Origin of the sequence: Dorea sp. AGR2135 (assembly GCF_000420885.1) — a bacterium.
GTDB lineage: Bacteria > Bacillota > Clostridia > Lachnospirales > Lachnospiraceae > Dorea > Dorea formicigenerans.
Genome location: NZ_ATVU01000030.1, coordinates 1 through 11968, shown reverse-complemented (window position 1 = coordinate 11968; position 11968 = coordinate 1). Strand labels below are relative to the sequence as shown.

Here is an 11968-nt window from a genome sequence, read left to right as displayed (position 1 = left end):
CCTCTCTATTTCCATTTAAATTGATTCTTAATTGCATCTGCTACATGGAAAAATGGTTTCCCAGAATATGTGTTATGAACCGTTACAGTCACGTTTTCTCCAGGATTTACCGTTACCTGATTGCCATTCAACATGCCGCCGCCTGATATGGTAATCTCTGACAGGCTATACTCTTTTGGCACTATCTCATTAATGTTTAAGGTTGTTGTCTTTTTGATTGTGATTGTTCCGCTTGACTCATCATGCTTTAATACCGCTTCCGTATTCACTGATGTCCCGTTATCATCTGCTGATTTCGCCTGAATGATAAATGCATCTTCAGCCAGTTCCTTCTGATAATTGTCAATGACTTTTTTTATCTTCACGGTTCCAACCGGTGTGTTCGTGATGGTCACTGTAAGGTCATTTCCCGGTAATACTGTCACTTCACAGCCCTGTTCCTTTTCTGTTACCGAACCAAGATCAGTACTTCCTGTATTTGCAGTAACTGTAGCGGAATCAAATACTACTTTATTCTTTATAGATTCCGGAATCACTTCCTGTAAATTTATCGTTCCTCCATTCTTCGGAACGATCAGATCGTATGTAGCGGTTTCCTGATGACCTAACTGTTGCTGTCTGTTCAGAGAATCCAATTTATCATCCTGGATTCCCGGCTTTTCATAAATCTTCATGTTGCCGGTACTCTTGACGTTGACCGTATACTTTTGGCTTTTTAGTGCTTCCGGAATACTGTCATAAGAATTCACATTCTTGACAATGGTTATCCTTGCTCTGTTCGGAGTATTTTCCACTGTCCCATTTTGAAATACAAACAATCGATTTTTTATATCTGAACTTGTATCTCCCGAATGACCTGAACTATGGTTCTCCGTCAAAGCTGTTGGATTGATAAGTTCTCCTATCTGAACAGTCCCCAGTTCTTTCGGAAGATCACCAGTGTTCAGATAATTCGTCTGGAATTCATCACCGTCTTTATATGAAATTTCTTTTATTGTGTAAGTTCCCCATGGGAGATTATGGAACTTAATCCAACCATCTTCTCCCGTCACCTTTGTATCTGTATACACAATTTGCTCAGAATAAGTACTTCCTCCAGCCTGTCTTTCAATTGTAAAGGTGACTCCCGCTAAAGGTACTTTGCTTCCTTCCACAACCTTTTGGAATTCCAGATCATACAAAAGCCCTTTGATATACGGGGATTTAAAATCACCTGTTCCTGTCTGACCATTTGTCGTATATGTAACCTTTCCGCCTTTTTCTTTATCAGAAGCATCGTCCGGGCTCTTATTGGTCTGAACTGCATACTCTGCCGAAATGTTATTTGCACTGTTTTTGGATGTCGCACTCGTAAAATTTTCATTTTGAACATCCAGGCTGAATTTGTATGACAACTGATATGCTTCCTGCCTGTAATAGGTTACTTTTCCATTTGAGAGTGTACGTTTGACTCCAACCGGCGTAATTTTACCATCTGTCCCTTGTTTATATGGCAATAATCCAAGATCCTTTGTCGGCATAGTCCAATTGATTACATTTCCTCCAAGCGAACAGGAACCACCGTCAAAATTAAACGAATCTTCATATACTTTCATCAAATCATTGACTTGATCCTGAACGTTATTTACCTGTACTTTTTTAGTAGAAAATTCATATTTTTCATATAATGTTGAGATATCAATTTCAGCAGTTGCTGTTCCTTTGTCCAAATCAAAATTATTATGTGCGTAAAAAGATCCTGACCCAGACAACAGCGGGTTTCCTATTCCAATTCCTCCGTTCGGTACGGAATTAGAAGTTGCATACATGACAATCTTTGCCAGGATGATTTTTTTTCCATTTGAATTTGCATAATACACAAAATTTATTGGGGTCTGATAGTTTCCTGTCTTCACAGAAGAAAAAGTTTCCGATTTTCCTCCACCAGCCGGGTATGCCGGAGGCGACAGTGGTCTGTTGTTATGAGAGACAATAATTGTATTTAACTGAAGAATCTCTTCCCAACTGACCTGTGGTTCTACATTCAGATACATATGAAACTCATTTTCCGTATCTGTGCTAATAACATTTTTTGTCATTCTGACTGCATTATCATTAGAATAGCTGACATTTGCATTCTTATCGAAACTATCACTTACATCCTGTCCTGTTGTATATCTACCTTTGTATCCACCTCTGATTATCTGCCATTCATTGACTCCGTTCCCCGGTGTGGTTGGTAATACAGAACTATCAAAATTATGATCAAATGTTACTTTTGTATAATCTGCAGGAACCAGTGCATACCTAACACCTTCCTCGTTCTCTAGGCTGCCTGTATCAGCTGCCGGTTCAATCTGATCTGGTTCTGATACTACCGGCTCGCTACTTTCTGTAGCCTGCACTGTTTGCTCTGATGGTGGATTGCTTTTATTTTGATTATCCGCCGATACGGTCTCAGCAGCTTCCATGTCATCTGCCGCTTCCGCTTGCACTTCTGTAATTTTCTCAGTATTGCTTTCCGGCTGTTCGTTTTCTCCCATCGCATTGATCGGCATGGAAGCTGTCAAGAGCATTGCCATGACCAAGATACACACAATAAAGCATTTCTTATATTTGCTTTTAAAAGAATGATTGAACATTTTCCATTCCCCCTATCCTGAACCATTTCCTATATTTTGTATAAAAGTAAAGTTTCCTTGCAATTTTTCTTGAGAAAATTTTATCATATTTAAATACCCTATTATTTTTCGCGCGACATTCTGCTTATTTGACGCGAAATTTCGCAATTTTTGCTACAATATATTAATTTTCCCTTTTACAAATTCTGCCTCTGCTTTTTTCTCATCCATTAATCGTACCTCTTCGCATCGGCTGATCAGGCTGTCCATATCTTCCTGATTTATCCGGTTATTGTAGATACCTCCAACAGCCAGTGACAATCTAAGTTTTCTTTCTTCCCCTTTGTGTAAAAATTCTTCTTTTATTGTCATAATATACCGGTCCAGTTCCATCGGTTCGAAGAATACAAGACAGAACATATTCTCTAATAACCGATATACTTTTGGTTGTTTTTCCTGACATTTTTCTGCGATTTCTACTGCACAGCGGAGGATTTCTCCTGTCTGCAGCACTCCTAGCTTCTGCTCAATATAACGAATATGATTCACACTGAACAGTACAACTGCCGTTACCTGTTCCATATTCATTTCCTTTTTGTCTTCCTCGAACAGATTCCGGTTATAAACACCTGTCACCATATCTCTGTAGGCCAGTCTTTCCATCATCTCTTCTTTTTCTTTCTGATACTTCATGGCAAGTTGTTTATTCATTCTTTTTTCTTTATATCGAAGCAGTAAGACAATACACATTGCAAATATCAGTCCGGCAGAAATGAAAAGCAATACCTGAACTTCCGGTCTCTCGATCATTTTTTCCATCTTATGCATCGGTATGACAATCTCTCCAAGGCACTCGCCATTATCTGGACTGAAAATTCTGAAGTGGTACTCATAATCCCCACCTTTTAGATTCGTATAACTGATCTCACTCTTACTTCCATTCTCTATAATCGTTTCGCTCTGATCCGTTCCTTCCATATAATAGCCAATATCATAATCTTTATAAATATAATTGATACATCTCACATCTATCGTAAGACGGTATCCTCTAGAGGGAAGTATATATTTTCCATCTTTTTCTTCCAGATTCTTCCCGTCCATCTGAAGATTATAAATATACACTTTCATATCCGGATGCTCTAATTTTCTGGTCAGATCAATGGAGACAAGTCCGTCACTGCCACACATATACAGCACCTGATCATGTATACAATTCCAGGCATTTGCAGTAAAATCAATTGGAAGACCGTCCTGTCTCTTGTAATGCACCAATGAATCATCACGTCCGTTCAACAGATCCGATTCCTTGATCCTGAACAATCCATTGGATGCATAGACGAGAGCATCTCCACTATCTATGAGATTCATAGATAATACATTTGACATGCCAATATCTTTTATTTCCGTTATCTTCCCGTCTTCAGACAAAAAATTAATCTCTATTCCGGATACCAACCAGACACCATGTAATTTCTGGGAAGGAACAACCTTCATTACAATATTCGAAAGAAGCCCTTGCTGCTTTGTGTATACTTTTTCAACTGCATCATCCTGAATCACATAGACTCCATGTCCATCTGTTGTGGCATAGATTTTTCCATCTTCTGCTTCTCTGACGTCCAGAACCCGAATGTTATTTAAGTCGGCTTTATCATCCAACAACTGGCTGACTTTCTTTTCTTTATTTATAAGGTACACTCCTTGTTCCGTACCTACTAACATATCTCCATTCTTTCTTTGACAGGTACAGCGAATCTGATTTGTTTTTAAACCACTGTTGTCTGTATTCAGCACTGATACCATCCCATTTGCATCCATGACTTTCAGACCATGATAATAGGTGGACACCCACAGATAATCTTCCCGGTCTTTGTAAATCTGCCGGATTCTGTCACCCTTGCATGACTGAGTCAGATTGTTATCTACCGGCTCCTTATTCCGGAAACAATAGATTCCATCATCACATCCGACATATAAATCATCTTGATAGTATTCTATGCTGTTTACGGTTTTTTCAATTCCCAGATACATTCCCAGATTTGAAAACATGTTCTCAAATACCTGCAGGATTCCCTGGCGTGATGATACGAACCAATAATTCCCTTCGTAATCGATACATGCCTCTTCTACAGAATCTGTTAAAGGAATATCCAGTTTCTTCAAATTTCCTTCCTCCATCATTCCTATTCCGGAGTCCGTACATACCCAGTATGTCCCTTCTTTCAGTTCGTACATGGAGTTGATACATTTTAATCCCGGATCTTCATAAATATGTTCAACCTGTCCCTGCATATCCAATTCCAGAATCTGTTCTCCCGATGTTCCGATAAAAAAACCATGATCAGAGCTTTTTATACAACAACGGGGAAGATCCGCCCCATCCAGTTCCGGGATATTCATTTTATTTGCCACATTATCTTCTATCAGATAAATATTTCCGGCTTTGCTAATTACTATGATTTTCCCTTTCTCTATTTCTGTGATGGATATGATGTCTTCCGCACTTAACGCTTCAACCACTTTGAGTTTCCCATCATAGATATATAATCCTTCTTTCGTACCGACCCATACTTTGTCAGAAGAGTCTACTAATATTTTATTTATCGTATATGCGGTCTCACTCACTTCTCCCGGATCGACCAGTGTAAATTTCTTGCCATCAAAGGTATATAATCCTTCTCCATTGGTAGCAATCCAATATGTCCCCTTTGCATCCTGCTCAATATCATTAACCGGCAAGGTTTTTCCGTTAATCTGATAATTTTTGAATTCCGTTCCGTCGTATCGCTGTAGCCCTGAATAACCTCCAATCCACAAAAATCCTTCTTTCGAAGCCAGAACACAATTTACCGAACTTCCGTCCAGTCCGTTTTCTGAATTGAACTTTTTGAACTGAAAATATTTTTCATAAGCACTTGTCTCTTCTGCCAAAACTATATTTCTGTTCAGTAACAACAGACAGACAGCTACAAAAAAAATGATCCACTTTGACTTCTTATTTTTCATATTCTCCCTTTCCTGTAAATATAATTGCAAGCTGCATCGTCTGGTTTTCTTCGATCACTGAGATATAGCCGTCATATTTTTCTGCGGTCTCCCGAATACTGGTCAGACCGATTCCATGAAATTTCTTATTACTTTTATCCGTTGAAAATCTTCCTTTTGACCGTTCACCGGATACCGTATTTCTGATATACAGCATCACGTCCTGCTGATTAATACCAGCTTTAATCTGTATTGTTTTCGGACTGGTTTTTATCTTTTCGCAAGCTTCAATCGCATTCATAATCGCATTTGAAAAAATAATACTGATATCATTTTCTGCCATGAACGAAAAAGTCCCTTCCGAAATCACCGCTTTAAATTCAATTCCTTTTTCCTGCGTGATCCGTCTGCTGCTAAATAACAACATATCCAGTGCCGGACAACCTGTATGATAGAACCGGGACATGGACTGAAGATTTTCCTGCATCGGAGCGAATACTTCTTTTAATCCTTCTGTATTTTCGTAAATCATAATCTGATTTTTCATATCGTGATACATCTTTCGTATCTTCCGCTGTTCTTCTTCCAGAGTTGTATAATATTCATAAGAATTGGTCCGGATAAGTGATCCTTCCACCTGGCCTTTTGTTTCCTGAACTTTATAAACAAGAAAAATGTATATCAGATCATCTACAAATATAAAAAGAATACTAAGCAAGATATGCTTTACCGGCAATTCTAATTTATTAGAATAAGTAAAAAAAATACTTGTATGTAATCCGATTATTTCCTGAATAATTTTTGCACTTACAAGCAGCCATAGAACTTTTTTTGTCTTTGATTTTGTATGTAATACCTGATATATATATGTCAACAGCAAACCCATCAGACACATAACCAATAATAAATTAACTAATGTCTCATCGTAGAACTGTTGAATATCCAGTCCTGATTTTTCTAGATGCCGTCCGAAAAAATAAACACCGATTAATTCCGTAAGGATCATCAACAGTACATAGCCGATTACTTTCATAGCCATACTGGACACTTCCTGCTGTTTCTCACCAAGTGCCAATATAATTCCCTGAATCAGCATTAGTAGAATTAATAAGATATCAAAGCGTTCAAAACAGACCGCACCAACTATTGTAAATAGGATGTTAATACACCCAATCATCAGATTCTTTTTGATTATAATTTCTTTCAAATCTTTCCGGTTGACATTGATAAATAAGTATAATCCCAATAAGAGTAAATTCCCTAAAAATACCAGTATCATATGATTCATCATAATACTTTACTCCAATATCTTGCATATTCTTCCTGAAAACCTTTCCATTTGTACCTGCTTACCGGTACTTTATAACCTCCTTCAAGCACGATTTCTGTTTTGCCATATCGGACTATCTTGTTCATGTTAATGATGTAGCTTTGATGAATCTGGAAAAATCCTTTGCCTTTTAACATCTCATCAATATCCTTTAATGCACCCCGATACCTATATGTATCGCTTTTGCAGTAAATCCAGATTTTTCCTTTCATGCCTTCTACATATGTGATGTCCGGGATTCGGATCCGATAATTATTATTTTGAAAGCTGATGGAAAGTTCATTTTCTGAACTATACAACTCCTGTTGTACGGACTGTAATGTCTCAATTAACTCTTCTTCCTTTAATGGTTTCAGAAGATACCTGTAGGCTTTTACTTTGAAGCTCTCGAAAACGAATTCGTCATAGGCTGTGACAAACACAATGATCATCGACTGATTTTCTTTTCTGATTATTTTGGCAACATCCAATCCATTATATCCGGGCATCTCTATATCCAAAAACAGAATATCGATATCACTTAAATTTGCCTGTAACAATTGTTTTCCGCCTTCGAAACAGTTGATGTGTATTTCCTCATCGCTGTCAAAATAAAATCGGTTTATTACCTCTTTCATAAACAAACAGATTTTCTTTTCATCATCACATATCGCAATCCTCATATCCCCTTCCTCCTTCCAACTATTAAAAATCCATCATTTCTTTCACCATCATACACAGCAACAGAATTAGAATAATTTGAATTCTGCTTCATCCCAGATATCTTCTATCTGCTGTTTTGAAAGCTTCGATACTTGTTCAACATAATTGTTGCGCATCGTTTTATTCTAGTATTGGTTCCGTATATTTTTGAACATGTTCACAATATCCTTTTATATGACATTTACAACATGAATAATTTAATATAAAATGTACATTTTAAATAACAGGGATAACTCTAAATTCAAGTAGAATGCCCATGTGTCGCAGAGTATTGCACTCTGCGACACATGGGCATTCTTCTCTTATTTTATCTACGGTTATTCAATTTTTTGACTGCTTATTTGACTGCGCAGCCAAATCCGGCTTCTTCCAATTTTTTTATATTTTCTCTCTTTAAATTCAAATCCGGATGAACATATCGGTTCATCGTAATAGAAGTGTTGGAATGTCCTAATATTTCGCTTAATGATTTAACATCACAGCCAACTTCAATACATCTAGTTGCGAAAGTATGCCGGAGTGTATGAAAATGAGCATCTGCTATACCACATTCTTTATAGTATTTCGTCAACTGTCTCTGTAAAATTCTGGGTTCTGCAAAAGATGTGGTTCCAGTCAAAAGAAATGTGAATTGGTTTTCGGATTTCAATTGATTACAGTACTTTACAATCCCATCTGTCAATGGAACAGTCCTTATGGAACTTTTACTTTTAGGTGTTCCAATCCTTACAATTGTTTTTTTTTCACTATCCTCAGATTGATTTTTTACTCGTTGGACTGTAGATTTCACATGCAATATACGCTTATCTAAAGAAATGTCTTTCCATTGTAATCCACACACTTCTCCAACACGAAGTCCTGTAGTAAGCGAAATCATAATGCCTAGTTTATACAGATCTGTATCGGTTTCAAGATGATTCATTAATCTTAACTGTTCCCCTTGATTCAGTACACGTAATTCTCTTCTTTCTTCTTTGGGATAAACAATTTTAATTATTTCTCCCTGAAAACTACGTTGTTCAGAATCATAAATAAGAATAGAATGTAGTACAAACAAAATATCACGAACCGTTTTTACTGCCAGGTGTTCATGCTCTAGCAAACGGTTCGTGAACTTTGCAACATTGTCTGTCGTAATTGCAGTGATAATATGATCACCAAATTCCGGAATAATATGTTTTTCAATGATTGTACTGTATTTTGAATAGGACGATTGTTTTAATTTATTCTTATTAATATCAAGCCAGTTATTACATATCTCTTTCATCGGAAGCAGCGTGAGTTTAGAATATGCCTCACCTTTTTGCATTGCTTGATTATACAATTTAGACCTTGCATATGTTACTTTTTCTTTCGCTTCACGATAAGAATGGCCATAGCAAAAACCATATTTTATTTTATGATTATTATCATATCCTTTTATATAACGTCCTTCCCATCTTCCATCTTTTCTCTTAAAAATATTCTCACCTTTTGCCATTACTGTTACCTCCCTGCTATGATATTTCTCTGACTGTGCATATGACTGCTGAAAAATGAAAATTTTCTTAAAAATTCAGTCAAACACTGTATTTTATCTGTATTTGTTATCAAACAACAATATTTTTAGTCAAAAAAAGATTGTATATCGCTCTCAAAGGAGCTATTATAATGTCAGAATAGATAATTTATGTGTCGCAGAGTGCAATACTCTGCGACACAATATTGTTATTAACGCAAAAAGGGGCTGTGAAAAAAGAATAGTCCCGAAAAAAAAGAAAGACCAAGAGTTTATAATGAACTCAAGGTCTTTCTTTCTGTTATAATTAACTTGTGAAAAAAATTAATAACATAATCTATTCTAACCCAAAACAGGCAGTTTTGCCAATGCTAATTCAAGATTATTTGGACATCTGTGATCCAGTGCTGACTTTTGATAGATTTATGGGAGAAATCGAACTGGAGAAATATCTGAAAAATATTCCTCAACATGATACAGGAAGACTCAGATATGACCCGGTCAGCATGCTGAAAACAGTTTTGTTTCGATTTACGATCTCAGATATGGTCTGATTCAAATAGTTTTTACGGATGTTTGTTAATCTGTGATTTCGTTTTAATAAAAGTTTTTCCTTTTTGATTACATTATTGGTTTTGCAGTAACTTTCCCCTTTCTTATTCTTCTCGTAAGAACGAGAGATACTACGCTATAATCTGCGATTCTGTTTTTCTAGTTTCTTTACTTTCTGACTCTTGGATCGTATAACTCCCCACTTAGCATTTTTTCTTTTTCAGTCATTTCCAATAGCCTCCAAATTTCGATTGAGATTTCACCTGTTTTACATGTTAAAATTTACTGTAGCCTTTCCGCAGGACTCTGCCCCGCAGATCTTTTCTTGTCTGTGCCATAAAAATCCTCTTTCAAATAAAGGAAGGACTACATATTATTCAGGTCTGTTCAATACTTTTTCCAATCCCTATTTTTCGTCCTTCCACAATTTTTTTCTGTTCCCTACGCAATCCAAAATGTCTCCAGATATTTTTCAAATATCTCACAGTTTACAAGAGCAACCTTGTCAATCTTATACACTGCTTTAGCTTCTTTCACCAACTCCTGGAATTTCGTCAGTCCAATGCTATAAAGCTCTGCTCCTTTTTGATAGCGTACAAATTTTTTTGCTAGTTTCTTTGTTTTCTCTACATCTTTACGTGCGTATCCCATACACGGCACCTCCCGTTTTGCATGAAAAAAGCAACTAACCTATTTTTCATAGACTAACTGCTCGTGTTAAATTCCATATTCAGTTTTATTCTACAAATTCGAAAGTGAAATTCGGTCGTATGCGCCATTTTTCTTATCTTCCGGATGTGGTTCCAGTCCGATAATTGTAATATCTTTCTGGTCTGGTCCATAAACCCAGTACATTCTCATTGCGCCCCTGGTTTTATTTTCCAGATAAGATTACCACACTTTCATTCCATAACGTCTGGATAATGGCTCTATTTCATGGGTTTGAAGACTCGGATAACCCGGATCAGCCGACAACAGCTTTAAAGCCTTTCCCCATTTTTTATACAACTGTTCTTCCTTCTTTTTATATTACCGGAACGATATTTCTCCTGCAGATCTAACCGAAGTTCCTGCATTTCAGGAATTCCCATTCGTATATTAAACATCTCTTATTCCTTTTAAAAATCTGACAGGTCAATAGCCGGGGAAACATCGCCTCTCTTAAAGTTACTTACTGCACGATCCATATCTGCCAGAGTTCTGGCTGAAACGCTCTCTGGCACTGCCAGTTCCCGAGGTTCCAGAATAATGCATCCATTTCCGTATTCTTTTACATTGTAATACTGATAAGCAGCTCCTCTGAGCGTAATTCTTTTTTTGTTATCCAGATGGGCAACATAATCTTTCATTACTTCCATTACCAACACCTCCAACGCAAGCATTTGTGTGGGAAATCCCACCTCTTATTATTATAATACGCTTTTCAATATTATCTGTCAATCTACTTTTACTTACTCCTGATACTTGAAAAATTCATGCACCGGCAGACGGCAAGTGGCAGATAGAATATCTATAAAAATCTGTATTTGCTTCAATGACTATGCCACCCATCATTCTTTTAATCGAATACTATTCTCCTGCTTTTCATTTACTTGGTACTCCAACTCATTCTTCATCCGGCTTCTCACATCACGCATTGTTCGCCCGGATATTTCCTGCTCTGAATCGAATAATCCATCCCTATTTTTAAAAAGGTACTGACATATAAAACTCCAACTGTTATTTCCAGATCCCGTGTTATTTCCTATAATATCAATGGTATCTGCAAGATGAATAATCCTTGCAAACAATGGAATTTTAGTAATATTTTTTCACCATAAATACAATGAAGATTTGTTTTTTTCTCGGATAAATCTTTTTTACAATTAATGACGGAATCCTTTTTCAGTTCTACCGAAATATATTGTGTCAAAGCATTATCATGCAGTAAAGCACACATGGCTAAATCTTGTAATTCATCACCTTAAATTTTCCAATATTCAGCCATGCATATACTTATATAAGCCACTCTTTTTCCATGTTTGTTTTTGATATTTACCAACTCTGCTTCTATACAGTCCAAAGCATAAGAACAGGCTCCTGCAAGTCCGATGATATCTATACTTAGTTCTTCTTTCATTGGTATAATCCTATCATAATACATTTATACTTCTGAGAACTGGTCTTTTCCTACAGAGCATAACGGACATTCAAAATCTTCTGGAATATCCTCCCACTTTGTACCAGGTGCAATACCACCTTCTGGATAGCCCTTCTCCTCATCGTATTCCCATCCGCAAACATCACATACGTATTTCATTC

Annotated in this window: 9 protein-coding genes and 1 pseudogene; 1 reads left to right on the top strand and 9 read right to left on the bottom strand. The window is 36.8% G+C overall.

Annotated elements, in window-relative coordinates; genetic code table 11:
* Window positions 1–5: 5 nt before the first annotated feature.
* From G593_RS0115205 to G593_RS0115180, 5 genes are all read right to left on the bottom strand, one after another.
* Window positions 6–2621: a prealbumin-like fold domain-containing protein gene (locus tag G593_RS0115205; RefSeq protein ID WP_029732254.1), complete on the bottom strand. Its 2616-nt coding sequence runs from the start codon at window positions 2619–2621 to the stop codon at window positions 6–8.
* A gap of 153 nt (window positions 2622–2774) precedes the next feature.
* A complete protein-coding gene (locus G593_RS0115200; RefSeq protein WP_029732253.1) occupies window positions 2775–5606 on the bottom strand; it encodes a ligand-binding sensor domain-containing diguanylate cyclase in 2832 nt (943 codons plus the stop codon).
* On the bottom strand, window positions 5596–6876 hold the full coding sequence (locus tag G593_RS0115195) for a sensor histidine kinase (protein WP_029732252.1): 1281 nt from the start codon (window positions 6874–6876) through the stop codon (window positions 5596–5598). Before G593_RS0115195 ends, G593_RS0115200 begins: the two co-directional genes overlap by 11 nt.
* On the bottom strand, window positions 6873–7577 hold the full coding sequence (locus G593_RS0115190; protein WP_029732251.1) for a LytR/AlgR family response regulator transcription factor: 705 nt from the start codon (window positions 7575–7577) through the stop codon (window positions 6873–6875). The genes G593_RS0115195 and G593_RS0115190 overlap by 4 nt, the downstream gene beginning before the upstream one ends.
* Window positions 7578–7954: 377 nt before the next feature.
* A complete protein-coding gene (locus tag G593_RS0115180) occupies window positions 7955–9097 on the bottom strand; it encodes a tyrosine-type recombinase/integrase (protein WP_029732250.1) in 1143 nt (380 codons plus the stop codon).
* A 386-nt stretch (window positions 9098–9483) separates the two neighbouring features.
* On the opposite strand from G593_RS0115180, the pseudogene G593_RS18730 reads away from it, so the two are divergent.
* Window positions 9484–9657, top strand: a pseudogene (locus G593_RS18730) (IS1182 family transposase); the annotation flags it as partial.
* Between the two features lie 451 nt (window positions 9658–10108).
* Here the strand turns inward: G593_RS18730 and G593_RS0115170 are convergent.
* From G593_RS0115170 to G593_RS0115140, 4 genes are all read right to left on the bottom strand, one after another.
* Window positions 10109–10318 carry a DUF6462 family protein gene (locus G593_RS0115170; protein WP_005339401.1) on the bottom strand — a complete coding sequence of 70 codons (210 nt, stop codon included), beginning with the start codon at window positions 10316–10318 and terminating at the stop codon, window positions 10109–10111.
* A gap of 467 nt (window positions 10319–10785) precedes the next feature.
* Window positions 10786–11025: a hypothetical protein gene (locus G593_RS0115160; protein ID WP_029732248.1), complete on the bottom strand. Its 240-nt coding sequence runs from the start codon at window positions 11023–11025 to the stop codon at window positions 10786–10788.
* Window positions 11026–11630: 605 nt separating this feature from the next.
* Window positions 11631–11786 carry a hypothetical protein gene (locus tag G593_RS21795; protein ID WP_227086063.1) on the bottom strand — a complete coding sequence of 52 codons (156 nt, stop codon included), beginning with the start codon at window positions 11784–11786 and terminating at the stop codon, window positions 11631–11633.
* Window positions 11787–11810: 24 nt separating this feature from the next.
* The gene (locus tag G593_RS0115140) at window positions 11811–11966 is read right to left on the bottom strand and encodes a rubredoxin (protein ID WP_005339397.1); all 156 of its coding nucleotides are present in this window, start codon (window positions 11964–11966) and stop codon (window positions 11811–11813) included.
* Window positions 11967–11968: the final 2 nt, after the last annotated feature.

Coding starts and splice junctions, on each gene's coding strand:
- G593_RS0115160 (WP_029732248.1), bottom strand. CDS start 11,025: ATGGAAGTAATGAAAGATTATGTTGCCCATCTGGATAACAAAAAAAGA.
- G593_RS0115200 (WP_029732253.1), bottom strand. CDS start 5,606: ATGAAAAATAAGAAGTCAAAGTGGATCATTTTTTTTGTAGCTGTCTGT.
- G593_RS0115205 (WP_029732254.1), bottom strand. CDS start 2,621: ATGTTCAATCATTCTTTTAAAAGCAAATATAAGAAATGCTTTATTGTG.
- G593_RS21795 (WP_227086063.1), bottom strand. CDS start 11,786: ATGAAAGAAGAACTAAGTATAGATATCATCGGACTTGCAGGAGCCTGT.
- G593_RS0115190 (WP_029732251.1), bottom strand. CDS start 7,577: ATGAGGATTGCGATATGTGATGATGAAAAGAAAATCTGTTTGTTTATG.
- G593_RS0115180 (WP_029732250.1), bottom strand. CDS start 9,097: ATGGCAAAAGGTGAGAATATTTTTAAGAGAAAAGATGGAAGATGGGAA.
- G593_RS0115195 (WP_029732252.1), bottom strand. CDS start 6,876: ATGATGAATCATATGATACTGGTATTTTTAGGGAATTTACTCTTATTG.
- G593_RS0115170 (WP_005339401.1), bottom strand. CDS start 10,318: ATGGGATACGCACGTAAAGATGTAGAGAAAACAAAGAAACTAGCAAAA.
- G593_RS0115140 (WP_005339397.1), bottom strand. CDS start 11,966: ATGAAATACGTATGTGATGTTTGCGGATGGGAATACGATGAGGAGAAG.